Annotated in this window: 19 protein-coding genes; 11 read left to right on the forward strand and 8 right to left on the reverse strand. The window is 67.7% G+C overall.

The window, feature by feature from the left end; all coding sequences use genetic code 11:
• Positions 1–37: 37 nt before the first annotated feature.
• A complete protein-coding gene (locus VSR71_RS12945) occupies positions 38–1,810 on the reverse strand; it encodes a dipeptidase (protein WP_342914254.1) in 1,773 nt (590 codons plus the stop codon).
• Between the two features lie 256 nt (positions 1,811–2,066).
• Between VSR71_RS12945 and VSR71_RS12950 the strand changes: the two genes are divergently transcribed.
• The 4 genes from VSR71_RS12950 to VSR71_RS12965 all read left to right on the forward strand — a co-directional run bounded on the left by VSR71_RS12950 (position 2,067) and on the right by VSR71_RS12965 (position 7,479).
• Positions 2,067–2,798, forward strand: a complete 732-nt coding sequence (locus VSR71_RS12950; protein ID WP_342914255.1) for a glutathione peroxidase — start codon at positions 2,067–2,069, stop codon at positions 2,796–2,798.
• A 193-nt stretch (positions 2,799–2,991) separates the two neighbouring features.
• Complete coding sequence (locus VSR71_RS12955; RefSeq protein ID WP_342914256.1) at positions 2,992–4,392, forward strand: dihydrolipoyl dehydrogenase; 1,401 nt, start codon at positions 2,992–2,994, stop codon at positions 4,390–4,392.
• 116 nt (positions 4,393–4,508) lie between these two features.
• Positions 4,509–5,078, forward strand: a complete 570-nt coding sequence (locus tag VSR71_RS12960) for a helix-turn-helix domain-containing protein (protein ID WP_342914257.1) — start codon at positions 4,509–4,511, stop codon at positions 5,076–5,078.
• 196 nt (positions 5,079–5,274) lie between these two features.
• Entirely contained in the window at positions 5,275–7,479 is a 2,205-nt protein-coding gene (locus VSR71_RS12965; RefSeq protein ID WP_342914258.1) for a TonB-dependent siderophore receptor, read from the forward strand.
• Positions 7,480–7,488: 9 nt separating this feature from the next.
• Here the strand turns inward: VSR71_RS12965 and VSR71_RS12970 are convergent, their stop codons facing one another.
• The 3 genes from VSR71_RS12970 to VSR71_RS12980 all read right to left on the reverse strand — a co-directional run bounded on the left by VSR71_RS12970 (position 7,489) and on the right by VSR71_RS12980 (position 10,462).
• Positions 7,489–8,010 (reverse strand): DsbA family protein, encoded by a 522-nt coding sequence (locus VSR71_RS12970; protein WP_342914259.1) that lies wholly within the window; start codon positions 8,008–8,010, stop codon positions 7,489–7,491.
• Positions 8,011–8,155: 145 nt separating this feature from the next.
• Positions 8,156–9,241, reverse strand: a complete 1,086-nt coding sequence (locus VSR71_RS12975; protein ID WP_342914260.1) for an ionic transporter y4hA — start codon at positions 9,239–9,241, stop codon at positions 8,156–8,158.
• A 546-nt stretch (positions 9,242–9,787) separates the two neighbouring features.
• Positions 9,788–10,462 (reverse strand): SOS response-associated peptidase, encoded by a 675-nt coding sequence (locus VSR71_RS12980; RefSeq protein ID WP_342914261.1) that lies wholly within the window; start codon positions 10,460–10,462, stop codon positions 9,788–9,790.
• Positions 10,463–10,762: 300 nt separating this feature from the next.
• Here VSR71_RS12980 and VSR71_RS12985 point away from each other — a divergent pair, with 300 nt between their 5' ends.
• Positions 10,763–12,421, forward strand: coding sequence for an AMP-binding protein (locus VSR71_RS12985; RefSeq protein ID WP_342914262.1), 1,659 nt, complete (start codon positions 10,763–10,765; stop codon positions 12,419–12,421).
• A 148-nt stretch (positions 12,422–12,569) separates the two neighbouring features.
• The gene (locus VSR71_RS12990; protein ID WP_342914263.1) at positions 12,570–13,301 is read left to right on the forward strand and encodes a BON domain-containing protein; all 732 of its coding nucleotides are present in this window, start codon (positions 12,570–12,572) and stop codon (positions 13,299–13,301) included.
• A gap of 12 nt (positions 13,302–13,313) precedes the next feature.
• Here the strand turns inward: VSR71_RS12990 and VSR71_RS12995 are convergent, their stop codons facing one another.
• Positions 13,314–14,324 carry a helix-turn-helix domain-containing protein gene (locus VSR71_RS12995; protein WP_342914264.1) on the reverse strand — a complete coding sequence of 337 codons (1,011 nt, stop codon included), beginning with the start codon at positions 14,322–14,324 and terminating at the stop codon, positions 13,314–13,316.
• Between the two features lie 284 nt (positions 14,325–14,608).
• Here VSR71_RS12995 and VSR71_RS13000 point away from each other — a divergent pair, with 284 nt between their 5' ends.
• Entirely contained in the window at positions 14,609–15,868 is a 1,260-nt protein-coding gene (locus tag VSR71_RS13000; RefSeq protein WP_342914265.1) for a M20/M25/M40 family metallo-hydrolase, read from the forward strand.
• Between the two features lie 190 nt (positions 15,869–16,058).
• Positions 16,059–16,322 (forward strand): hypothetical protein, encoded by a 264-nt coding sequence (locus VSR71_RS13005; protein WP_342914266.1) that lies wholly within the window; start codon positions 16,059–16,061, stop codon positions 16,320–16,322.
• Between the two features lie 10 nt (positions 16,323–16,332).
• On the opposite strand, the gene VSR71_RS13010 is transcribed toward VSR71_RS13005, so the two are convergent.
• The 3 genes from VSR71_RS13010 to VSR71_RS13020 form a co-directional block, all read right to left on the reverse strand.
• On the reverse strand, positions 16,333–17,910 hold the full coding sequence (locus tag VSR71_RS13010) for a phospholipase D family protein (protein WP_342914267.1): 1,578 nt from the start codon (positions 17,908–17,910) through the stop codon (positions 16,333–16,335).
• Between the two features lie 210 nt (positions 17,911–18,120).
• Positions 18,121–18,720, reverse strand: coding sequence for a superoxide dismutase family protein (locus VSR71_RS13015; RefSeq protein WP_342914268.1), 600 nt, complete (start codon positions 18,718–18,720; stop codon positions 18,121–18,123).
• A gap of 130 nt (positions 18,721–18,850) precedes the next feature.
• Positions 18,851–19,786, reverse strand: a complete 936-nt coding sequence (locus VSR71_RS13020; protein WP_342914269.1) for a LysR family transcriptional regulator — start codon at positions 19,784–19,786, stop codon at positions 18,851–18,853.
• 385 nt (positions 19,787–20,171) lie between these two features.
• Here VSR71_RS13020 and VSR71_RS13025 point away from each other — a divergent pair, with 385 nt between their 5' ends.
• The 3 genes from VSR71_RS13025 (at position 20,172) to VSR71_RS13035 (ending at position 25,859) form a co-directional block, all read left to right on the forward strand.
• Entirely contained in the window at positions 20,172–21,134 is a 963-nt protein-coding gene (locus tag VSR71_RS13025) for an alpha/beta hydrolase (RefSeq protein ID WP_342914270.1), read from the forward strand.
• A 183-nt stretch (positions 21,135–21,317) separates the two neighbouring features.
• A complete protein-coding gene (locus VSR71_RS13030; protein ID WP_342914271.1) occupies positions 21,318–22,562 on the forward strand; it encodes an efflux RND transporter periplasmic adaptor subunit in 1,245 nt (414 codons plus the stop codon).
• A 111-nt stretch (positions 22,563–22,673) separates the two neighbouring features.
• Positions 22,674–25,859, forward strand: a complete 3,186-nt coding sequence (locus VSR71_RS13035; protein WP_342914272.1) for an efflux RND transporter permease subunit — start codon at positions 22,674–22,676, stop codon at positions 25,857–25,859.
• Positions 25,860–25,960: the final 101 nt, after the last annotated feature.

The raw sequence follows: 25,960 nt of genomic DNA on the forward strand, positions 1-25,960 counted from the left end.
CCCGCACGCGGGAGAGGGAACCAGGGCTAAGCCAGCGCTACTGCATCTTGTCCAGGTTGCCGATCCGCACCAGCATTTCCGTGAACATCTGCATGTCGAGGTTCAGATCGGCCACTTCCTTGTACTCGCGCGCATTGTGCGCGGTGTACTTCTTGCCCGGCATCGCCGGCCCGAAGTTGATCGCATTGGGCATCAGCTTGGCGGTGGTGCTGCCCGCGGTCGCGACCGGCTTGGCTTCCAGTCCGGTAGTGTCGCCAAAGATATTCAGCAGCGTGGACAGCCAGGCGCCCTTGGGGTCGCGCGCCATCCAGTTGCCCTGGTCGTACTTGATCTCCACCGGCCCGTGCGTCGCGGCCCAGCCGAAGATGCGTTTGGTGATGCGGGCGCCCAGTTCGTCGGGCGTGCGCCCGCGCGGCATGCGCACGTTGGTGACGACGTCGACATACTCGCCGCGCTCGCGCACCAGCGTGGGCGACATCGTCAGCGGCCCCATGAAGGCATCGCGATATGCCACTTCCATCTTGTTGCCGAGGTAGTCCAGCCCGTACAGGTCGTTCAGGTAGCGCACCGCGTTCAGGTAGTGGTTGTCGGCAAAGCGCACGCCGCTGGCCTGCAGGAACAGCGCCAGCCGCGGCAACGGGTTGACGCCTTCTTCCGGGCGCGAGCCGTGCGCGGATGCGCCGGTGACCTTGACTTCGACTTCATCGCCCTCGCGCTTCACATCGATCGAGAACTTGCCGCGCGGCGCGTAGCGACGCACGAAATCCGCCTTCGCCTGTTCGAGCGCCGCGGCCACGGCGGCGGCATCGCCGCCGGCAATGCGCGCGGTGGCGGTCTCGGGAATGGCATTGGCCGAGGCGGCGCCGCGCATGGCCACGATGGCGGGGCCCTTGCTGTCTGCCCTGCCGCGTTCGGCCTTGCCGTCGGCCGACTTGATTCCGAACGAGACCGTCAGGGTGCCGGCGCCTTTCTCCGCGACCACGGCCGGGTACTTGCTGTCGAGCACGATGTTGTACTCCGGCAGCGTGGTGTGCTGGCGGTAGTACTTCATGCCGTCGCCGCCGGTTTCCTCGGTGGTCTCGATCATCAGGCGGATGGTGCGTTCCAGTGGCACGCCGCTTTCCTTGACGGTCTTCATCGCATACAGCACGGCGGCGATCGAGCCCTTGTCGTCGATGGTGCCGCGCCCGTAGAGCGTATCGCCGACCCGTGTCAGCCGGAACGGGTCGAGGCGGGTGCCGTCGTCCAGCACCCATTCCTCGGCCACGGCCGGCACCACGTCGGCATGCGTCAGGATGCCAAAGGTGTCCTTGCCGCCGCCAGGCAGCGTGACTTCGAACACGCGGTTGTCCACGTTGCGGTAGGCCAGCCCGAAGTCGCGCGCCATGCCTTCCACCAGCTTGCCGAACTCCACAATGGCGGGGTTGTCGTGCTGGGCGATCTTTTCATCGCGCACGGTACGCAACGCCACCATCTTGCCGATGGTGTCGATCACCGCCGCCTCGTTGCGGACGCGGTTGTAGACGCCCAGCAGGCGGCCGATATTGACCAGGTTGTCGCCGGCCAGCGGCGCCTTGGCTTGCCAGGCGGCCACGGCCGGGGCGGCCGCCGGCTCGACCTTGGCGGCGGCGGCCATGAAGGCCTGCAGGTCGGCCGTCGCGGCGGTGCGGGGGCTGCTGACCAGCGCGTCAAGCGCCGGCTTCTTCAGGGTTTGCGCCTGCCCCGGGTGCGCGATCAGCAGCGATAGCGCAAGCAGTACAGCCCACCGGCGTGGCGTCGGCCGGTGGTGCGGGCGGCAAGTTGGGGTCATTGCGAAGAGGGTGTCAGGTTGGATGCCGCATGATAGGGCACCCGCCAGGGTTTGCCGAAGAAATATGCCGTGGAATGCGCGCGTGCGGTGTGTCCCAGGCCGCAATAGAGGGTTCCTATGCTGCATTGATAGTTAATGGCAATTGGTTCGTTTGAAACGATGAATTGTACAAATCACATCCCGATCGACAGAATGAGGCCTTCGCTGCAACACGCAGCCGAAACAACCGACTGACCCAGACCAAGGAGTGATTCCGATGCTGCAATCCCGTGAAGGCCAACGCGTTCCCAATGTTTCGTTCCGCGTCCGTGAAGACAACGAGTGGAAGACCGTCACCACCGGCGAGCTGTTCAACGGCAAGACCGTGGTCGTGTTCTCGCTGCCGGGCGCCTTCACGCCGACGTGTTCGTCCACCCACCTGCCGCGCTACAACGAACTGGCGCCGGTGTTCGCCAAACACGGCGTCGACGACATCCTGTGCGTGTCGGTCAACGATACCTTCGTGATGAACGAATGGGCCAAGGACCAGGAGTCCGAAAACATCACCATGATTCCCGACGGCAACGGTGAATTCACCGAAGGCATGGGCATGCTGGTGGACAAGGCCGACCTGGGCTTCGGCAAGCGCAGCTGGCGCTATTCGATGCTGGTGCGCGACGGCGTGGTCGAGAAGATGTTCATCGAGCCGGAAGAGCCGGGCGACCCGTTCAAGGTTTCCGACGCCGACACCATGCTGAACCACATTGCCCCGGGTGCGCGCAGGCCTGACCAGGTGGTGGTGTTCTCGAAGGTCGGCTGCTCGTTCTGCGCCAAGGCCAAGCAGCTGCTGGACGACAACGGCTTCGACTACATCGACGTGCCGCTGGACAACAAGGTGCGCGGCAAGGTGCTGGGCGCCGTGTCGGGCGAGATGACCGCGCCGCAGGTCTTCATCAACGGCAAGCTGGTCGGCGGCGCCGACGCGCTGCAGACGTACCTGGCCAGCTAAGTGGCCAGATTAGTGACCAGCTTAGTGACCAGCTAAGCCGCTCAGATCCCTTCTTTTCCGCTTGCGCGGACCGGCAGTCGCCGGACCCGATGGCACCGCCTTGCCCGCGTTTGCTGGCAAGGGGCAGGGCGGTGCCATCCAGCCCGTTGATTGACCTCTGATTCACGCCATGACAACCAAGGAACCGCACGCCATGACTACCATCCAGACCGACGTCGCCGTGATCGGCGCAGGCACCGCCGGCCTTGCTGCCTACCGGGCTGCGATCGCCGCCGGCAAGCGCGCCGTGATCATCGAAGGCGGCCCATACGGCACCACCTGCGCCCGCGTCGGCTGCATGCCTTCGAAGCTGCTGATCGCCGCCGCCGAGGCCGCGAACGAACTGCGCCACACTGCGCCGTTCGGCGTGCACGTGGACGGCCAGGTGCGCATCGAGGGCCGCGAGGTCATGGCCCGCGTGCGCGGCGAGCGCGACCGCTTTGTCGGCTTTGTCGTGCGCGGCGTGGAGAACATCCCCGAATCCGACCGGCTCCGCGGCTACGCCCGCTTTATCGACAACACCACGCTGGAAGTGGACGGCCACACGACCGTGCGCGCCAGCCGCGTAGTCATTGCCACCGGATCCAAACCTTCGCTGCCGGCACCATTCAAGGCTTTTGGCGACCGCCTGATCGTCAATGACGATGTGTTCGCATGGGAAGACCTGCCGGGCAGCGTGGTGGTGTTCGGGCCGGGCGTGATCGGGCTGGAGCTTGGGCAAGCGCTGTCGCGCCTCGGCGTGCGGGTGCGCGTGTTCGGCGTCAGCGGTTCGCTCGGGCCGCTGACCGATCCGGCGATTCGCGCCTATGCCGCAAAGGCCTTCAACGATGACTTCTACCTCGACCCGGATGCCAGGGTGAGTGAAATGGGCCGCGACGGCGACCAGGTGGTGGTGACCTATGCCGACCGCGAAGGCCGCAGCGTGACCGAGCGCTTCGACTACGCGCTGGCCGCCACTGGCCGCGAGCCGAACGTGCGCGGACTGGGCCTGGAAAACACCGGTCTGGAGCTGGACCAGCGCGGCGTGCCGGTGTTCGATCCCGAAACGCTCCAGTGCGGCAATGCGCCGGTGTTTATCGCCGGCGACGCCAACAACATCCTGCCGCTGCTGCACGAAGCCGCGGACGAGGGCAAGGCCGCCGGCGAGAACGCCGTGAGCTATCCGCAGGTAAAGCGGCTGGCGCGCCGGGCGCCGCTGGCGGTGGTGTTCTCCGACCCGCAGATCGCGATGGTCGGCCAGCGCTACGCTGACCTGGTGCAACGCGGGGAAGGCAGCTTCGTCACCGGCGAAGTCAGCTTCGAAGACCAGGGCCGCAGCCGGGTGATGCTGAAGAACCGCGGGCTGATGCATGTCTACGCGGACAAGGCGAGCGGTCGTTTCCTGGGCGCGGAATGGATCGGCCCGCGTGCGGAAAACATCGCACACTTGCTGGCGTGGTCGTACCAGCAGGGCATGACCATCGAGCAGATGCTGGCCATGCCGTTCTACCACCCGGTGGTGGAAGAGGGGCTGCGCACGGCGCTGCGCGACGCGGCGGCCAGGCTTGCCGCATGACCGTGGCCCGTGATTGCTAGACAGGTCTGTCTGTCATAGTATTGGCGCAAGCGGCCGGCGGCGAGGAAATGCCGCCGGCCCGTTGCCGATTCCCACCAGTCTTTCGCCGCGCCACCATGGCCAATCCGTCCGCCCGCGACCGCATCCTCGACACCGCCGCCCGCCTGTTCTACCAGGAGGGTTATCGCGCCACCGGCATCGACCGGATCATTGCGGAATCGGGCGTCGCAAAGATGTCGCTGTACCGGCATTTCGCTTCCAAGAACGAGCTGATCCTGGCTTTCCTCGAGCGGCGCCATGACGAGTGGATGGCCTGGTTCCGCGGCGACGTCGAGGCCCGCCTGGCCGTGCGCCCGCATCTGGACGTGATTGCCGACGCGCTGGCAGACTGGTTCACCGCGGACTTCCGCGGCTGCGCCTTCATCAACGTGGTCGCCGAGGCCGGCGGCGATGCCCGCGCGGCGGAACAGGCTGCCGCACACAAGGAAGAGCTGGCGGCGTTCGTTGCCGATATCGCCACGCGGCTCGGCCTGAGCCAGCCAGTACAGGTGGCGGAGGAAGCCATGCTGTGCATCGAAGGCATGATCGTGCGCTACCAGATGCACGGCGACGCGGCGGTGATCGAGGCCGGGCGGCGCCTGCTGGGCAGGCTGCAGGACGATAAAGTGCTCGATCCGACTCCGTAGCCGGACAGCCATCCCATTGCGCCATCCCATTGCGCCCGTTCCCTTAGGGCGTCCCTGGAAAATGTATCGCATCTGACACATTCAGGTTACAATCTGGAATGTAATTACGAATTGTTCGCATTCGTAATAAGAAATTTCCACTGGCAGCCCGTCCGCCCTTGTGGTGCACGGTACGCTACATTCCCGTTCCTGAGTGATGTCCTTTCATCCGATCTCCCGGGCCAGGCCGCGCTTTGCCCGCTCCCGGCTGACGCCTCCCCGCGGCCTTTCGCTGACTACCCTGGCCCTGAGCCTGCATGCCGGCGGCGTGTTTGCCCAGTCGGCATCCACGCCCCTGGCAACCTCGGGCGCTGCCGCCGAGTTACCGGCCGTGACCGTGCGTGCTTCTGGCGCGGATGAGACCGCAACCGGGCCGGTGCACGGCTTCGTTGCCAGGCGCAGCGCCACCGCGACCAAGACCGATACGCCGGTGATGGAGACGCCGCAGTCGATCACGGTGATCACGCGCGACCGGATGGAAGCGCAGGGGGCACAGTCGGTGCAGCAGGCTATCGGCTATACCGCCGGCGTCTATGCCGGGCCGTACGGCAATGACGCGCGCGGCGACTGGGGCAAGTTCCGCGGCACGGACTTCACGCAGTACCGCGACGGCCTGCTCAACCAGGTCGGCTTCTACAACAACGTGCGCGCCGACGTTTACGGGCTGGAGCGCATCGACGTGCTGCGCGGCCCGTCGTCGATGCTGTTCGGGCAGGGCGCGGTCGGCGGCATCCTGAACCTGGTCAGCAAGCGCCCGCAGGCCGAGGCCGCGCGCGAGGTCGGCGTGCAGTTCGGCAACTACAACCGCAAACAGGTGCAGGCCGACCTGACCGGCCCGCTCGATGCCGAGGGCAAGTGGATGTACCGGCTGGTGGCGCTGGCGCGCGACAGCGACACGCAGGTCGACTATGTGCCGGACAACCGCTACCTGATTGCGCCGTCGCTGACGTACCGTCCGAATGCCGATACCTCGTTCACGCTGCTGACCAATTTCCAGCGCGACGAAAGCGGGACCTCGGTCGGCTTCTTCCCGTGGCGCGGCACGCTCTATCCGAACCCGGGCGGGCAGATTCCCGATCACCTGTTTATCAGCGAGCCGGGCTACGACCGCTACAACGCCGAACAGACCTCGGTGGGCTACGAGTTCCAGCACAAGGTCAACGATGCGCTGACGGTCCGCCAGAACCTGCGCTACTCGCACAGCACCGTGGACTACCGCAGCATCTACGCCGCTGGCTTCACCGGCGCGACGCACGGCTGGGTGCCCGGCAGCAGCACGCTGATGCGCCGCACGGTCTACCTGAACCAGCCGACGCTGAATTCCTTCGTGGTCGACACGCAGGCTCAAGGCAACTTCCGCACCGGCGCGGTCGATCACACGCTGCTGGCCGGCATGGACTACCAGCATGCCGAGATCACCGGCCGCTCGGGCGTGGGCGGCACCGCTGCGCCGCTCGATGTGTTCAACCCGGTCTACGGCAATTTCACGCTGCCTGGCACGCGCGACCTGAATCCCAGCAAGCAGATCCAGACCGGCGTGTACCTGCAGGACCAGCTGTCGTGGAACAAGTGGCTGCTGATGCTGGGCCTGCGCTATGACTGGTCGCGCGCGGCACAGGACAACACGCCTGCGGCGAGCCGCGAAGACAACGAACTGACCAAGCGCGCCGGCCTGATGTACCGCTCGGACATCGGCCTGAACCCGTACGTCAGCTACACCGAGTCGTTCCAGGGCCTGCCCGGCTTCAACCGCTCCAACCAGGCCTTCAAGCCGCTGCGCGGTTCGCAGTGGGAGGCGGGGATCAAGTACCAGCCGCCGGGCAAGAATGCTTCGCTGACCGTGGCGGCGTTCGACATGCGCGAGAACAATCGCAAGACGGCTGGCGTGGTCAACGGCATTCCTGACCAGGTGCAGGTGGGCGAGGCCCGCACGCGCGGCATCGAGGTCGAGGCACTGGCCTCGCTGACCAATCGCCTGGACCTGATCGCGACCTATACGTACCTGGATGCGCGCGTGATCGAAGGCAGCGCCGCCGAGGTCGGCAAGCGCCTGGCCAGCACGCCGTCGAACATGGCGTCGCTGTGGGCCAATTACCGCTTCAAGCTGTTCGGGCTGCCGGGCTTCGTGGCGGGCGGCGGCGTGCGCTACGTCGGCCCGAGCTACGACGGCACCGACCAGAATCGCGTCGGCGGGGTCACGCTGTATGACGCCATGATTGCCTACGACCACGGTCCGCTGCGCGTCGCGCTGAACGCCAACAACCTGTTCGACAAGCAGTTCCTGACCACCTGCCTGGCACGCGGCGATTGCTACTTCGGCGCGCGCCGTACCGTGGTCGGCAGCGTGACGTACCGCTTCTGACGCGCCCGGCTAGGCTGCCAGCGCGGTATCGATGGCGCGCTGCAGCCGCTCCATGCCGAAGGTCACGTCCTGCACCGTGCCGTTGACGAAGAACGACGGCGTGCCCCGCACCCGGCAGCGCGTGCCGCCGTGCTGGTCAGCGCGGATGCGCGGCAGGTGCCGGTGCGTGGACATGTCCTTGTCGTAGCGATCGAGATCCAGGCCGGCCATGCCCGCGTATTGGCGCAGGGCATCGGGCTTCAGGCCCTGCGGGTGCTCGTAGAGCATGCGGTACATATCCCAGAAGCGGTCCTGCGCCGCCGCGGCCTCGGCGCACTCGGCCGCCGGCTCGGCGGACGGGTGCCAGTTCGCCATCGGGTAGTGCCGGTAGACAAAGCGCACCCGCGGGCCATAGTGCTCCAGCAGGATCTTCATGGCGCCGTAGGCGATGCGGCAGTAGGAGCATTCGAAGTCGCCGTATTCGACGACGGTGACCCTGGCGGTATCCGGGCCGACGGCGTGGTCGGCGGCGGTGACAGCGACTTCCAGCATTGGCGTTCTCCGGTGCGTGCGCGGCAAGGCATGCGCGCCCTGGTCGGGATTCCTGCTCGGGAGGTTCCAGTGTAGACGTCGCGGACGCCAGGCCAAGGGCCCGGCAGCCACCCGCAACACGCCGCGGATCCGGATGGCGGACCGGCTATGGCACGATCGACAGGAACAGGTAGGCCGCCAGGATCACCAGGTGCACGACGCCCTGCAGGATCGTGGTGCGGCCCATGCCCAGCGTCAGCGACGACACCACCAGCGTCAGCAACAGCAGCACCATGTCCTTGGCTCCCAGCCCCAGTTCGAGCGGCTGGCCGATCCAGATAAACACCGCCGCCACGGTCGGGATGGTCAGCCCGATGCTGGCCAGCGCCGAACCGAGTGCCAGGTTCAGGCTGGTCTGGATGCGGTCCGCGCGCGCGGCGCGCAGTGCCGCCAGCCCCTCGGGCAGCAGCACCATCGCGGCAATCACGATCCCCACAACCGCGGCCGGCGCACCCGCCTTCAGCACGGCGGCCTCGACCGACGGCGACAGCAGCTTGGCCAGGCCCACCACCAGCACCAGGCAAGCCACCAGCAGCACGCCGCTGGCCAGCGCCACGCGCGCGGGCGGCGGCGGTGCGTGCACATTCTCGTCCGAACTGCCTTCGGCCAGGAAGTAGTCGCGGTGCCGGATGGTCTGCACGAATACGAACGACCCGTACAGCACCAGCGACATCACGCCCGAGAACGCCAGTTGCGCCGGCGTCAGCACCGGCCCCGGCGACGAGCTGGTGTAGTTGGGCAGCACCATCGTCAGCACCAGCAGCGCCGCCAGCACCGCCATGGCGGCATTGGCGCCGGGCGCCTGGAACGCCTGCTCGCGGTGGTGCAGGCCGCCGACGAACAGGCATAGCCCAACGATGCCGTTGCAGATCAGCATGACCGCGGCAAACACCGTATCGCGCGCCAGGCCGGCTTTCTCCGGCCCGGACGACAGCATCACGGAGACGATCAGCGCCACTTCGATCACGGTCACGGCAATCGCCAGCACGAGCGTGCCGAACGGTTCGCCTACCTTGTGCGCAACCACCTCGGCGTGGTGCACGGCGGCAAATACCGCGCCGGCCAGTGCCACGGCCACCAACGCGATCAGCCAGCCCTGGCCGGGCATGAGCCAGGCGAGCGCGAGCGTGGCCGCGGCAGCGACCGGCGCGCCGACGGTCCATGCCGGCAGCTTGTTGGAAGTCGGAGCCATCCCTGTGTGTCCTTTCTTGTCCTTATGCCATGCCGGGCGGCACGGGCGTGCCAATGCAGGCACGCATGATAGCTTGGAGATATGATGCAGGCGCCACTCTAACGGCTGTGGCCACAGGGTATGGCAAACCAGAATGCTATGAGTTCCCGCTAGTTGATAGAAATTCGCGGAAATTGGCGGGCATTTTCTGGCATTGGCAGCCGCGTTTTGGCCCGTTAGATGGTCAGCCAGGGCCTGGCGGATCGTTCCTGGCAGTGTAAGGGGGCGGGGCGGGCGGCCGCTCGCGCAGCGCCGGATGGTTGCGCAGGATCCAGCGTGCGGCAAATAGCAATGCGACAAGGCACCCGAAAAAATACGCGCACAAGGCGGCAACGTTTTGCATGATGATCGACCCGGGGATGTCGGCTCTTGTGGCCGGTGTGCGGGGCAGTATGCGCAGCATTGTTATCGCCCGACACCCTCATGACGGAGGGCACGCGCCGTTTGATGCCCGCCTGGCACCGGCTGGCACCGGCTGGCACCGGCTGGCATCGGGCTGGGAAGGGTTCAGTCGGCGTCCGGGATCGGTGCGCCGGTGATCTTGGGCGCCGGTTCTGCCCGCATGGCTTCGGCGGGGAGCAGCTTCAGGAAGGTGCGCGCGACTTCGGGGTCGCGGCAGGCAAGCCAGTCGTCCCATTGCTCGCGCGGGATCACGACCACTGAACGTTTCTCATCGCCGGGCTTGTGGAAGCGCTCCATCACCGGATGCTGCGCGGAGTTCACCGTCAGCATGGTGAAGGACAGGGCCGCATCGGGCCAGCCGCGCCACAGGCCGGCGATGCCGAAGGCGGTCTCGCCAGGCAGCCAGACGCGCCAGCGCACCGGCTTGCCGGGCGGGCCGCCCGGCACCGCGTCTTCGGGGTAGGCGTACTCGTAGAACGCCGTAGCCGGCACCAGGCACAGCTGCCCCTGCCGCCAGTAGCGGGCGAACGCCGGGCGCTCGCCAACGGTTTCGCTGCGCGCGTTGGTGGTGTCGTAGCGGCGCGTGCCGGGCGGGATGCGCGGCCGCGGCACCATGCCGAACGACGCCAGCTCGGCATGCCGAACGCCGTCGTCCGCGGCGCGCACGATCGGCGCCAGGTAGTCGGGATAGGTTTCGGCCTTGAAGACGCCCGGTGGCGGCTCCACGCCGAAGATCTCGCGCAGGATCCGGCGCTGGACCGGGGCGTAGTTGGTGCACATGCGCTGGCCTCCCTGGAGCAAACTCCGCCGCGATCGCCGTGTTGTCGCCTCGTAGTATCGTCGGCGCCGGGCCGCATGGCGTCAAGCGCACCGCGCGTTGCGTCCGGCGCATGGCAAAAACCGTCAGGCGCGCTGGCGGAATCGGTTATTGCCCGCCGGCACGGCGCTGCCGCACACTGCTGCGGCAGCCGCGCCGCGCGGCACCGACGATCGCAGACGATCACAGACGATAACAGGCACCATGTCCCGGGCGGCGCCCGCGGCAGGACAGCCGGACATACCTGACATAGAGGAGACACCATGCGCGATTACGCCCAGGCCTACGACGGCTTTTCCTATGACGAGGCGGTGGCCCGGCAACTGCACGGCAGCCTCGATGCGATCAACGCCTGCGTGGAATGCTGCGACCGCCATGCCGACGCTGGCCGCATCGCGCTGTACTGGGAAGGCCGCGACGGCAACGCGCGCAGCTGGACCTATGCCGAACTGCAGGCGCTGTCGGCGCAGTTTGCCGGCTTCCTGAAGGCGCGGGGCGTGCAGCCGGGCGATCGCGTTGCGGGGCTGCTGCCGCGCACGGCCGAGCTGCTCGTGACCATCCTCGGTACCTGGCGCGCCGGTGCGGTGTACCAGCCGCTGTTCACGGCGTTCGGTCCCAAGGCCATCGAGCACCGGCTCAACAGCTCGGGCGCGAAAGTGGTGGTCACGGATACCGTCAACCGTCCCAAGCTCGATGAGGTGGAGGGCGCGCCACCGGTCGTCACCGTGGCCGGCACCAGCGAGGCGCCCGGGGACGCAGCCTCCGGCGACTTCAGCTTCTGGGCCGAACTGGCGCGCCAGCCGGCCAGCTTCGAGCCGGTCATGCGCGGCGGCGACGATCCCTTCCTGATGATGTTCACCTCGGGCACCACCGGTCCGGCCAAGCCGCTGCTGGTGCCGCTGAAGGCCATTGCCGCGTTTGCCGGCTACATGCGCGACGCCGTCGACCTGCGCGACGACGACGCGTTCTGGAACCTGGCCGATCCGGGCTGGGCCTACGGCCTCTACTACGCGGTGACGGGGCCGCTGTCGCTGGGGCATGCCACCACCTTCTACGACGGCCCGTTCACCGTGGAAAGCACCTGCCGCGTGATCCGCAAGTACGGCATCACCAACCTGGCGGGCTCGCCCACCGCGTACCGGCTGCTGATCGCCGCCGGGCAGGTCGTGTCGGAGCAGTTGCGCGGGCAGCTGCGCGCGGTCAGCAGTGCCGGCGAGCCGCTAAACCCGGAAGTGATCCGCTGGTTTGCCAGCGAGCTGGATGCGCCGATCCACGACCACTATGGCCAGACCGAGCTCGGCATGGTGCTGTGCAACCATCATGCGCTGTCGCACCCGGTGCGCATGGGCGCCGCGGGCTTTGCCAGTCCGGGCCACCGCGTGGTCGTGGTCGATGACGAACAGCGCGAACTGCCCGCCGGGCAGCCCGGCACACTGGCGCTGGACCTGGAGCGCTCGCCGATGTGCTGGTTCGGCGGCTACCACGGCACGCCCACCAGCGCGTTTGCCGGCCACTACTACCTGACCGGCGACTCCGCCGAACTCAACGACGACGGCAGCATCAGCTTTATCGGCCGCGCCGACGATGTCATTACCACCTCGGGCTACCGCGTCGGCCCGTTCGACGTGGAAAGCGCGCTGATCGAGCATCAGGCCGTGGTCGAGGCCGCGGTGATCGGCAAGCCTGACCCGGAGCGCACCGAGCTGATCAAGGCCTTCGTCGTGCTCGACCGGCAGCACGCGGCCACGCCCGAACTGGCCGAGGCGCTGCGCCAGCATGTGCGCAAGCGCCTGGCCGCCCACTCCTATCCCCGCGAGATCGAGTTCGTGGCCGAGCTGCCCAAGACCCCCAGCGGCAAGGTCCAGCGCTTCATCCTGCGCAACCAGGAAGTGGCGCGCACCCGCGAGGCGGGCCCGGCCTGAGCCCGGACGCCCCTGGCCCGCTTCCCTATAATGAGGAAGCGGTTGCCAGGTCCCCGGCGGTGATGGAGGCCGCGGCGCCGCGCCAGGCGCGCCCGCAGGCCGGGCGCACGTCTTTTCATCTCCAGACCATTCGGGCGAGGCGATCAAAATGCAGACTAGCGAAGCGGTGCTGACGCAGGCGCGCGCAGCCTTGGCGCATGTGCCTTATCAGGGGCATGTTCTCCATCCCACCATCCAGTTGCGGCTGTCGGACGGCGCGCTGATCCTGGAAGGCGAGGTAGCCGATATCGTCGACAAGACCCGCGCGGCCACCGCGCTGCGGCGCGTGGACGGCGTGACCAGCGTGATCGACCACCTGCGCGTGACAGACGGCGGCGTTGCCGTCGGCGACGGCGAACTGCGCGATGCGGTATGCGAGCGCCTGCTCAATGCCATCGAGTTCCGTAGCTGCAGGATCTGCGCGCGCGTCAAGGGCCAGCACGAGACCGTGCGCGAGCCCGTGGGCGAGCGCAGCGGCTGGATCGAGGTCGAGGCGCACGACGGCGCGGTGACGCTGTGGGGCCAGGTGATCAGCCTGTCGCACATGCGCCTGGCCGGCGTGCTGGCATGGTGGTCGCGCGGCTGCCGCTGCGTGGTCAACGAACTGGTGGTGGCGCCCGCCGAAGCCGATCGCGACGATGAGATCACCGAGGCGCTGATGCTGGTGCTGGAGACCGATCCCTTCGTCGACGCGGCCCAGGTCAGCGTGCATACCGAAAATCGCGTCGTCACGCTGGAAGGCTGCGTCGCCAGCGAGAACACGCGCCGGCAGGTCGAGCGCGACGCGTGGTACGTGCAAGGCGTGGAGGACGTGGTCAACCACATCTCGCTGCGCGCCTGACCTTGCGGCGGCCTAGCCCGGCATGCCGCGCCGGGCCGCTGCATCCTCCATGCGCCAGTAGCGCCGCCGCGCCCGCAGCGCGAAGCGGGCGCGATAGTCCGACATCGACATCGCCGTGATGCGCTGGAACAGCCGCCGGAACGCGGCCGCGTCGCTGTAGCCGCAGGCTTCGGCAATCGCCTGCGTGCCGTGCAGCGTTACCTCCAGCAGCATGCGCGCGCGCTCCACGCGCAGCGTGTGCAGGTAGTCCAGCGGCGTCATGCCGGTGACCTGCCGGAAATGCCGCAGCAGGGTCCGCTCGCTGACCGCCGCGGCCTGCGCCACCGCGGCCAGCTGGTAGGGCTCGGCCACATGTTCCTGCAGCCACTGGACGGCCCGGTAGACCGGGCTGTCCGCCGTGCGGCTTAGCCAGCGCTGCGAGACCAGCGCCGGCACGCTGCGCTGGCGTTCGGGCTGGTACAGCATCAGCTGCGCGGCGGCCTGCGCCAGATCGGGGTCGTGCAGGTGGCCCAGCACGCGCAGCATGAATTCCACCTGCAGCGCGGGGGCCACGCAAGAGAACACTTGCCCGTGCACGCTCATGGCCTGGTCCCCGCCGAGATCCGTGCGCGGGAACTGGTGCGTCATCCAGCTCTGGTACATCCACGGCGCGCCGGTGCGGGCGCCGTCCAGCAGGCCGAGCTGCAGTGGCAACAGCATCCCCGACGAGCACGCGGCAAGCCACCCGCCCGCTGCCACATGGCGCTCGACCATGCGCAGCGCGGCGGTATCGCCGCGGACGATGTCGCCGAGCTGGTGCGCATTGCTGGCCAGCAGCGCCGGGATCACCAGCAGCGAGCGGCTGCCGGTCGCGCGGATGCGGCGCGTTGAGGCTTCCAGGCCGGGCAGGTCGGCCGACAGCGTGCGACCGTTGGCGCCGCACAGCTGCCAGCTCAGCGTTGGCGCGGCATCGGGCCGCTGCAGGCTGGCCACGCCGGCGACGGTGCGCAGCACGTCGAGCGTAGTGAAGAGGGTGCCGGGCATCGCATGGGGCAGCCATAGCAGGCGGACATGCAATGGTGTTACGAACGCGGTGGGGGTGTCGGGGACCAGTGGATCAGCGGGGACGCGCATATCGGGGGCGGTTGGTGCAGGGTCCGATCGCGGGCCAGCGTGGCGGGATCGGCATTGTGATTGGCGATATTGATCCTCCCCATGCCTGCTGGCAAGGGCTAGCATCTTGCCGTTGTGCCGTGGACGCCGGCGTTGCGACACGGCATGGCCACCAGCAAGAAAAGACCCGAACAAAACCAACCCGAGGAGATTCCATGCCGTTTTCCGTTCGACACGTTGCAGCCGCCGCCGCCCTGGCACTTGCCGGCGCCGGCCAACTGGCCGCTGCCGCCCAGCCCGATGCCGCGCTGCTGGCCGCTGCCCGCACCGCCCATCCGGCGGTGGTGCAGTCGCTCAAGGAGATGGTGTCGATCGAATCCGGCAGCGCCAATGCGCAGGGCCTGGCCCGGATGGCCAGCTACACCGAGAAGCGGCTGCAGGCGCTGGGCGCCAGGGTGGAGCGCGTGCCGGTCGCCAAGGGCCCGGGCACCATGGTCAAGGGCACGTTTGTGGGCAACGGCAAGCGCCGCATCATGCTGATCGCCCACATGGACACGGTCTATCCGGAAAACACGCTGGCGACGCAGCCGATCCGCGAGGAGGGCAACCGCCTCTACGGCCCCGGCATTGCCGACGACAAGGGCGGCATCGCGGTCATCCTGCATTCGCTGGAGATCCTGAAAAACAAGGGCTGGCGCGACTACGCGCAGATCACCGTGCTGTTCAACCCGGACGAGGAGGTCGGTTCGGTCGGCTCCGGCGAAACCATTGCCGCGCTGGCCGCGCAGCATGACGTGGTGCTGTCGTGCGAGCCCACCGCCGCCAAGGACGTGGTCAAGGCCGAATCGCTGCTGCTGGGCGCGTCCGGCACCGCCACCGCCACCATGCAGGTCAAGGGCCGCGCTTCGCATGCCGGCGCCGCGCCCGAGCGCGGCCGCAATGCGCTGGTCGAGCTGGCCTACCAACTGCAGCAGACCCGCGACGTCGCCACGCAGGTGCCGGGCTCGCAGCTGAACTGGACGCAGGCGCAGGCCGGTACCGTGCGCAACCAGATCCCCGAAAGCGCGGTGGCCTACGGCGACGTGCGTACCACTGCCAGCGGTGCCGCCGAGAAGCTCAAGGTCGCGCTGCAGGACAAGGCCAGGTCGGGCCAGCTGGTGCCCGACACCCAGACCACGGTGACCATGGAAGAAGGCCGCCCGCCGTTCGTGGCCGACGCCCGCGGCCGCGCGCTGGCCAAGCGCGCGCAGGAGATCTACGCCGAGCTGGACGGCCGCACGCTGGCGCTGGCCGAAGGCACCGGTGGCGCCACCGACGCCAGCTATGCCGCGCGCTCGGGCAAGCCGGCGGTGGTGGAGAGCTTCGGCCTGGCGGGTTTCGGCTACCACGCCCGCGACGAGTACATCGAGCTGGATTCGATCGTGCCGCGGCTGTACCTGATGACGCGGATCCTGGAGGATATCGGCCGCAACTGAGCGGGCGCGACCGAGGCCCGGGCCAGTGTGTGCGGAGCATGACACCCGCGGGCGCCGATGTGGCGTTTCGACCGTGTTCCGGACACTTTGGTCATGTGCGGCCGGCGGCCACAGGCCCCGGCATCCTGCTACAGTGTCAACGCCGCCCGCAAGTGGCGGCCATGACAAGACATAGTGGGGAGACCGCAGCATGAACCGCAAAGGCCTGCTCGATGCCGCCTCGGCATTGGAAGCCCTGGCGGCCGGCAATGTGCCGGCCGCCGCGCAAGTCGCGGCAGGCGCCGCCGCGCTGGAGAAGATCCACACCGATTACCCGGGCTGGCGCGATGTCGGCGATGCCCTGTTCGGCCTCAAGGCGCTCGCCAGCGGCTGTGCCATGGACCTGGACGCCAATGGCCGCCAGCGCGCCGGCCGCCTGGCCGACATCGTGCGCAGCCTGATCGACCAGATCTGAACGGCTCGGGCTACAGCATCGACTCGATCGGCAGGATCGACAGGAACCAGATGCCGAGGCGGCGCCACCAGCTGGTGTTGGGTTCGGTGTCGTAGCGCACCACCTCGTCGCCGCGCCGCTCCAGCCAGTACAGCTTGCCTTGCTCGTCGAGCTTGACCTGGTAGGCCGCTTCCGGCACCACCGTGGCGAAGGTCGATTCGATGCGGCCGGCCAGCGTCGGGCTGTCGATCACGAAGCCCAGCTCGGTATTGAGGTGGGCCGAGCGCGGATCGAAATTGAACGAGCCGACGAACACGCGGCTGGCATCGACGCCAAAGGTCTTGGCGTGGAGGCTCGAGCCGGAACTGCCGAAGGGGCCGGCTCGGTCCTCTTTCTTGCCCGGTGTCGCCGACCGCCGCAGCTCATACAGGTCCACGCCCGCCTCCAGCAGCGCCTTGCGGCGCTTGGCATAGCCTGAATGGACGGCGCCGACGTCAGTTGCCTCCAGCGCGTTGGTCAGCACGCGCACGGCAACGCCTTTTTCTGCCAGCTGCGAGAAGTAGGCGGTGCCGGCGGTGGACGGGACGAAGTAGGGCGAGACCAGGTCCAGCTCGCGCTGGGGCTCGCCCAGGATCTCGCGCAGCTGGTGCGCGACCAGCGTGTCGCGCCCCGCCTCGCCCAGGGCCTTGGCGGGATCGTCGCTGACGATGCGCGTTTTGGCCCACTCGAATTCCAGCGTGCCGTCCAGCATGTGCTGCACGTCGGGCACCTCGCGCAGCGCCGCCACGTAGGCGGTGGCGGCCGGGTTCTGCTCGACGGCGCGGGCGCTGCCGGCCAGCTCGTGCAGGCGCTCCACGCTGACCGGCGGCACCAGCCGGTCCACCGGATATGCCGAAGCGCTGGCCCAGTAGCGGTCGAAGTCGTGCGCCACGTCGGCGGCGGCGGGACCGATCGCAATCACGTCCAGGTCGGCGAACAGCACGCCGTCCGTGGCCCCGAAATATTCGTCGCCGACATTGCGCCCGCCGATGATCGTGGCGACGCCGTCGGCGGTGAACGACTTGTTGTGCATGCGCCGGTTCAGGCGCCGGAAATCGGTCAGGAAATTGAGCGCCTTGGGCTGGCGCAGCACGAACGGGTTGAAGATCCGCACTTCGACCTGCGGATGCGCGTCCATGGCCGCGAGCAGCTCGTCCATGCCGGACAGGCCGTTGTCATCGAGCAGCAGGCGCACGCGCACGCCGCGGTCGGCGGCCCCGTGCAGCGCTTCCAGCAGCAGCGTGCCGGTCAGGTCGTTGCGCCAGATGTAGTACTGCACGTCGAGCGTGCGCTGCGCCGTGCGCGCCAGGTGTATGCGCGCGGCGAAGGCGGCGTGGGCGTTGTTCAGCGGATGGATGCCGCTGAGTCCGGGGTGGCCGGCCAGCGCGCCCGCGACCGCGCGGCCCAGTGGCGTGGCTGCGGCCTCGGTGGGAGTGATGGCGGTGGATTCGGTGCGGTGGTCCAGCGGCGGCAGCGCGCAGCCGCCCAGCAGGGCGGCGCAGCACAGCGCCAGCGAACTGGCGTGCAGGCGATGGTGAGGCACGAACGCAGCGTCTGTGGGCAATGGCATGGCGGTGGTCGGTGCGTCCCGCGGGCGGGGGCCGCGCGTGGCGGCAATGTCCGCCATGTTGCCATGCCGGGGCGGCGTCTGGCTGATCCGGTCCGTTGCGATGCCGGCGCGCGGACTTCAATGACACCCGTCCCACACCCCGTCCGCCACCCAGACCCTCTCCCGCGAACGGGAGAGGAAGCCACCAGCAGGGTGCGAAACGCTTGCCGCTTACGAAGCCGCCACCACTCCGCAAGCAATGCGCCCGCCCGCATTGCCGGTCGGCTGCGTCTTGTAGTCGTCCGGATCCTTGTGCACAACCACCGCCCGCCCGATCACGCTGTTGGCGCCGGTACCCACCGACAGGGACGGCAGCAGCATGCTGACCCTGGCATTGCCGCTGGAGTCGGCGGTGAGGTTGTTCATGTCGCCGGCGTGGTGGTCAGGCATGGTCATCTGGCCATGCGGCTTGCCGCCCGGATTGAAATGGCCGCCGGCGCTCATCGCGTCGGGCGCGGAACAGTCGCCTTTTTCATGCACGTGGAAGCCGTGGACAGTATTCGGCGGCAGTCCGGTGATGGCGGCGGTCATCAGCACGCCGCCCGGCTGCTGCTGGAATGTCACGGTGCCGGCGGTGTTGGTGCCGCTCTTGGGCTGCAGCGTGGCCGCGGCGCGGGCACCGCTCGTGGCCGACGACGATGCGGCCGAAGCGCTGGCACTGGCGCCGGTGGCGCTGGATGAGGCCGAGGCGCTCTTGCCGGAACCGGAGCAGCCGGCCAGCACCACGGTGGCGGCAACGCAGGCGGCCAGGGGGATAAGCACTTGTTTCATCGGAATCCTCTTCTCGTCGTGATTTCGGATGAAACAGTATAGGTCGGGCAACGCGCTCGCGGCTTCCGGTTTTGTCCTATGCGGCACGTTTCGGGAGGTCCGGCGCTTGCAGCTTGCGCCAGCGCGAAGGTCAGGCCGCCACCGCGAGGGGCTGCTGTACCGCACCAAAATGCGGGTGGCGCGAGAACAGGTCCGCCGCCCAGTTGACGAACACCCGCACCTTGGCCGAAAGGTGCCGGTTCTGCGGATACATCGCCGAGATCGGCAGTTCGTCGGTCTGCCAGTCGGCCATGATCTCGACCAGCCTGCCGCTGGCAACGTAAGGCTCGGCCATGGCGCGCGAGATGCGGGCGATGCCATGGCCTTCCAGCGTGCAGCCCACGTAGACCTCCGGATCGTTGGTCGAGATTGCAGAGGGCAGCAGCACCTCGCCGCGCTCCGGGCCGCGTGCCATTGGCCATGGCATCTCGCGCCCGTTCCGGTTGGACAGGTAGTTCACCGCCTTGTGCTGCGCCAGCTCGGCCAGGTCGCGCGGCGTGCCGGCGCGATTGAGGTAGATCGGCGAGGCGTAGAACGCCAGCTTTACGTGGCCGATGCGGCGGGCCACCATCGATTCATCCAGCGGGATCCCCACGCGCAACACCACGTCGACGCCTTCCTGCAGCAGGTCGATGGGCTTGCCGTTGATGGTCAGTTCCAGCTTCAGGTCGGGGTAGGCCTGCAGGAAGTCATTCAATGCGGGCACGAGGACCAGGTTGGCCAGCGGCGCGGTGGTGTCGACCGACAATGTGCCGCGCGGTGAATTGTTCTGCCGCGTCAGCGACTGCTCGGCTTCTTCCACGTCCGCGAGGATACGCACGCAGCGTTCGTAGTAGGCAGCGCCATCGTTGGTCACGCTGATGCGGCGCGTGGTCCGGTGCAGCAGCTTGACGCCGAGGTGCGTCTCCAGGTTCTGGATCAGGCGGGTCAGCGTGGCCTTGGGCAGGTCGAGGGATTCGGCGGCGCGCGCAAAGCTGCCGACGTCCACGACCCGTGTGAATGCCTGCATTGATACGAGACGGTCCATGATGAGGTTCCGACGAGAGATCCGAACGGCGTGCCGCGCGCGCTCGTGACGCGCACGGCGTGGCTGGTTGTTGTAATTGGGGGAGTGCTGCCGGCTGGCTGGCGCCGGATGCGCGGGGGCGCTGGCCGGCGTGGGTTGGTCAGGGCGTGCGGCGCCCGCAACGAGGGCAGAGTTGCGAATCGCGCCGTGCGTGCCAGGAGCTGGAGTGAATCACATTTCCGATGACCTTGTCACGCGTGGGGTTTCGGTCATCGCGGGAAGTTCGATTATTCCAATCCCGGAACAGTGCATTGGCGATCTCTCGCTTTATCCCATCCTCGTCAATCACCATAATCCGTTGCATCGCAACACTCAAGCGCATTGTTTTTCCCGTGCGCCGGACGCCATGCCAAACAAGCCAGGCCAACGCCAGAATGCCGCTCCCGCCGCCACCGGCCAGGGCGAGCCGCGCGTGGCCGAGCATACGGTAACGAGCGACGGCCGCGAGATCGCGGTGTGCGTGTGCTACCCGCCGGGCTATCCCGCGCCGGGCGCCGAGGCGGCCACGTGGCTACCCTGGCTGGTGTACCTGCATGCCGGCGGCTTTGTCGATGGCGGCCTGGAGCATGCGCGCAAGCTGGTGCAGGACCTGGCCAGGGCGGTGCCGGCCGTGGTGGTGACGCCGGCCTATTCGCTGGCGCCCGAAAACCCGTTCCCGGCAGCGCCCGAGGACGCGCACAGCACGGTGCAGTGGGTGCTGCGCAATGCGCGGCGGCTGAAGCTGGACAAGACCCGCTTCGCATTGGTGGGCGAGGAAGCCGGCGGCAATCTGGCGATCGCGCTGGCGCAGATGCTGCGCGACCGCGGCACCGCGCAGCCGCGCGGCCAGTGGCTGATCCGGCCGGTGACCGACCCGTGCCTGCAGCACGCATCCGGCGCGGGCTTCGGCAGCGGGCAGGTGCTGATGGAAACGTTGCGGCGCATGGCCTGCAACTATCGCGATTACTTGCCGACGCCGGCGGACAGCGTGCATCCCTATGCCGCGCCGGCGATGGCCTCGCGCCTGGCCGGGCTGCCGCCCACGCTGGTCCAGGTCGCGGAACAGGATACGCTGCGCGCGGAAGGCGAAGCCTTCGCGCAGCGCCTGGGCAAGGCCGGTGTGCCGGCCCAGACCATGATCATGCCCGGCGCCTGTGGCGACGGCGTGGAAGAGGCCCATGACGCGTGTCAGGCATGGGTCGACGAAGGTGCGCGGTTCCTGCAGCGATGTCTGGCTGCGGCCGACGATACCTCACCCCTGACCGAACGCCAGGCTGGCGCATTTGCAAATGCAGGCGCCAGCCGGCCTGGAGCCAAGCCCGCCGGCTGAGCCGCTCCAGCCACTCGCCAGCCGGCTCTGTATCGGCCAGAGCCAGGTCCGCCGGTTTGCATGGGCGGCCCTAAGTCCGACCATCCAATCTGAATTGGTTCCGATCCGCCTTTCGCGGACCGGCAGGCGGCGTTCGGCCATTTGCTTTTCCGGTTGAAGAAAACCCGAACAGGAGTTTGAGAAATGCAGCAGCAGAAGCGACGTACCCTGATTGCCCTTGCTATCGTCGTGGTGCTCGGTGCCGGCGTGGCCGGTTCGGTCCTGCGCCCGTGGCACAGCGGGGAGGCCCATGCCAACACCCCGCCGCCGGCCCCGTCGATCGAAGTGGCCGCCGCGGTGGGCCAGACCATCACGGAGTGGGACGAGTTTTCCGGCCGCCTGGAGGCGGTAGACCGCGTGGAGATCCGCCCGCGCGTGGGCGGCACCATCGATGCGGTCCATTTCCGCGAGGGCGCGCTGGTGAAGAAGGGCGATCCGCTCTTCACCATCGACCCGCGTCCCTACGCCGCGGAAGTCGCGCGCGCCGAGGCCGCGCTGGCCGCCGCGCAAGTTCGCGCGGCGCATGCCAAGACCGAGGGCGAACGCGCGCAGCGGCTGCTGGACGACAACGCCATTTCGCGCCGCGAGTTTGACGAGCGCATCCACGCCGCGCGCGAAACCAGCGCCAACGTGCGCGCCGCGCAGGCGCAGCTGGAAGCCTCGCGCCTGAACCTGGCCTATACCCGCATCACCGCGCCGGTATCTGGCCGCGTATCGCGCGCCGAGATCACGGTGGGCAACCTCGTGGCGCCGGGCGCTGCGACGCCGCCGCTGACCACGGTGGTTTCTGTGTCGCCGATCTACGCGAGCTTCGAGATCGACGAGCAGAGCTACCTGCGCTACACCGCTCCCGGCGCCGGCGGCGGGCAGGCCAACCTTCCGGTCTACCTCGGCCTGGCCAACGAAGACGGCCATCCGCACCAGGGCAAGATCCAGTCGGTCGACAACCGGCTCGATACGCGCAGCGGCACCATCCGCGTGCGCGCGGTGTTCGACAACGATGACGGCCGCCTGCTGCCGGGCCTGTACGCCAAGGTCAAGATGGGCGGCGGCGCGCCGCATGCGGCGGTGCTGGTCAACGATCGTGCCGTCGGTACCGACCAGGGCAAGAAGTTCGTGCTGGTGGTCGACAAGGCCAACAAGCTGGTCTATCGCGAAGTCGAGCTCGGGCCCAACTACGAAGGCCTGCGCGTGATCCGCAAGGGGCTGAAGCCGGGCGAGAGCATCGTCGTCAACGGGCTGCAGCGGGTGCGGCCGGGCGACACGGTGCAGCCCAAGGCCGTGGCCATGGCTTACCGCAGCGAGCTGGAGCCGCGTCAGGCAGCGCCTGACCGCAAGCAGGCCGCTGCCGGAAAAGGCGATGCGGACAACGCCAAGCCGGTGAGCTGATCCGCCTACCGACAGCAGAAAAACCTCTAGCACTTCCCCCTGGATGTGGATGGCGCCCGCCATGGCGGGCCGCCAGGGGGCGCGCTACGCCAACGCAGGCAGAGACCAAAGATGAATCTCTCTAAATTCTTTATCGACCGCCCCATCTTCGCGGGGGTGCTGTCGGTGCTGATCTTCCTGATTGGCGCCATCTCGATGTTCAAGTTGCCGATCTCCGAGTACCCGGAAGTGGTGCCGCCTTCGGTGGTGGTGCGCGCGCAGTACCCGGGCGCCAACCCCAAGGTGATCGCCGAAACCGTGGCTTCGCCGCTGGAAGAGCAGATCAACGGCGTCGAGGACATGCTGTACATGTCGTCGCAGTCCAACAGCGACGGCCTGCTCACGCTGACCGTGACCTTCAAGCTGGGCACCGACCCCGACAAGGCACAGCAGCTGGTGCAGAACCGCGTCTCGCAGGCCGAGCCGCGCCTGCCGGAAGACGTGCGCCGGCTGGGCATCACCACGGTCAAGAGTTCTCCTGACCTGACCATGGTGGTCCACCTGGTCTCGCCCAACGACCGCTACGACATGACGTACCTGCGCAACTACGCGGTGATCAACGTCAAGGACCGCCTGGCGCGGATCCAGGGCGTGGGCCAGGTGCAGCTGTTCGGCTCGGGCGACTACGCCATGCGCGTATGGCTCAACCCCGAGAAGATGGCCGAGCGCCAGCTCGCCACCAGCGACGTCATCAAGGCCATTCGCGAGCAGAACGTGCAGGTGGCGGCCGGCGTGATCGGCCAGTCGCCGTCGCTGCCGGGCGCCGACCTGCAGCTGTCGGTCAATGCGCAGGGCCGCCTGGCCACGGTGGAGGAGTTCGGCGATATCGTCGTGCGCACCTCCGCCGACGGCGCCGTGACCTACCTGAAGGACGTGGCCCGCATCGAGCTGGGCGCGTCCGAGTACGCGCTGCGCTCGCTGCTGGACAACAAGCCGGCGGTGGCGATCCCCATCTTCCAGGCGCCGGGCTCCAACGCCATCCAGATCTCGGATGACGTGCGCAAGACCATGGAAGAGCTGAAGCAGAACTTCCCGGACGGCATCGACTACAGCATCGTCTATGACCCCACGCAGTTCGTGCGCCACTCGATCGAGGCGGTGACGCACACGCTGTTCGAGGCCATCGCGCTGGTGGTGCTGGTGGTGATCCTGTTCCTGCAGACCTGGCGCGCGTCGATCATCCCGCTGCTGGCCGTGCCGGTGTCGATCGTCGGTACCTTCGGCCTGATGCATGCGTTCGGCTTCTCGATCAACGCGCTGAGCCTGTTCGGGCTGGTGCTGGCCATCGGTATCGTGGTCGATGACGCCATCGTGGTGGTGGAGAACGTCGAACGCAATATCGAGGAAGGGCTGACGCCGAAGGAGGCCACCTACAAGGCCATGCGCGAAGTCAGCGGCCCCATCATCGCCATTGCGCTGACGCTGATCGCCGTGTTCGTGCCGCTGGCCTTCATGAGCGGTCTGACCGGGCAGTTCTACAAGCAGTTCGCGCTGACGATCTCGATCTCGACCATCATCTCCGCGTTCAACTCGCTGACGCTGTCGCCGGCGCTGTCGGCCCTGCTGCTGAAGAGCCATGACGCGCCCAAGGACTGGCTGTCGCGCGGCATGGACCGCGTGTTCGGCGGCTTCTTCAAGCGCTTCAACAACTTCTTCGGCCGCAGCGCGGAAAGCTATGGCCGCGGCGTGAAGGGCGTGATCCGCCGCAAGGGTTCGGTGTTCGGCGTCTATGCAGTGATGCTGGCGCTGACCTGGGGCGTGTTCCAGCTGGTGCCCAAGGGCTTCGTGCCGGCGCAGGACAAGCAGTACCTGGTCAGCTTCGCCAAGCTGCCCGACGGCGCCACGCTGGACCGTACCGAGGATGTGATCCGCAAGATGAGCGAGATCGCGCTGAAGCATCCGGGCGTGGAATCGGCGGTGGCCTTCCCGGGCCTGTCGATCAACGGCTTTACCAACAGCCCGAGCGCCGGCATCGTGTTCGCCACGCTCAAGCCGTTTGACGAGCGCAAGAGCGCAGAGCTGTCGGGCGCGGCCATCGCTGCCGACCTCAACAAGAAGTATGGGGCGATCCAGGATGCGTTTATCGCGGTGTTTCCGCCGCCGCCCGTGCAGGGCCTCGGCACCATCGGCGGCTTCAAGCTGATGATCGAGGACCGTGCCGCGCTGGGCTATGACGCGCTGTTCGAGGCGACCAATGCGTTCGCCACCAAGGCGCGCGCCACGCCCGAGCTGACCGGCATCTTCAGCAACTACCAGGTCAACGTGCCGCAGCTCGATGTCAAGCTGGACCGCGTCAAGGCCAAGCAGCTGGGTGTGCCGGTGACGGAGGTGTTCGACACGCTGCAGACCTACCTGGGCTCGGCCTACGTCAACGACTTCAACAAGTTCGGCCGGACCTACCAGGTCAAGGTGCAGGCGGACGCGCCGTTCCGCGCCCATGCCGAGGACATCCTGCAGCTGAAGACGCGCAACGCCGCCGGCGACATGGTGCCGCTGTCGTCGCTGGTGCAGGTGAAGCAGGGCTTCGGTCCGGACAGCGTGGTGCGCTACAACGGCTTCACGGCTGCCGACATGAACGGCGGGCCCGCGCCCGGCTTCTCGTCGGGGCAGGCGCAGGCCGCGGCCGAGCGCATCGCCGCCGAAACGCTGCCGAAGGGCATCAAGTTCGAATGGACCGAGCTGACCTATCAGGACATCCTGGCCGGCAATGCGGGTGTCTGGATCTTCCCGCTGTGCGTGCTGCTGGTGTTCCTGGTGCTGGCTGCCCAGTATGAAAGCCTGACGCTGCCGCTGGCCGTGATCCTGATCGTGCCGCTGAGCCTGCTGGCGGCGATGACCGGTGTGTGGCTGACGCAGGGCGACAACAACATCTTCACGCAGATCGGCTTCATCGTGCTGGTGGGGCTATCCGCCAAGAACGCGATCCTGATCGTCGAGTTCGCGCGCGAGCTCGAGCATCACGGCCGCACCGTGGTGCAGGCGGCGATCGAAGCCAGCCGCCTGCGCCTGCGCCCGATCCTGATGACGTCGTTCGCCTTCATCATGGGCGTGGTGCCGCTGGTGATTTCCAGCGGTGCCGGCTCGGAGATGCGCCATGCGATGGGCGTGGCGGTGTTCGCGGGCATGCTCGGCGTGACTTTCTTCGGACTGTTCCTGACGCCGGTGTTCTACGTGGCGCTGCGTTTGCTGGCTACGCGGGGGGAGCGGCGTAAGTCGTCGGCGTCGGTGGAAAACCAGGCGATGGCGTCCGCTGAATAGCGAGCGCGTGTTTGCTCCCCTCTCCCTCTGGGAGAGGGGCGGGGGAGAGGGCAGCGCTGGCAGTACTGTGGCGCTTCACTTTGCGCATGCGCCGGCCCTCT

Origin of the sequence: Cupriavidus oxalaticus, assembly GCF_038900635.1 — a bacterium.
GTDB lineage: Bacteria > Pseudomonadota > Gammaproteobacteria > Burkholderiales > Burkholderiaceae > Cupriavidus > Cupriavidus oxalaticus_B.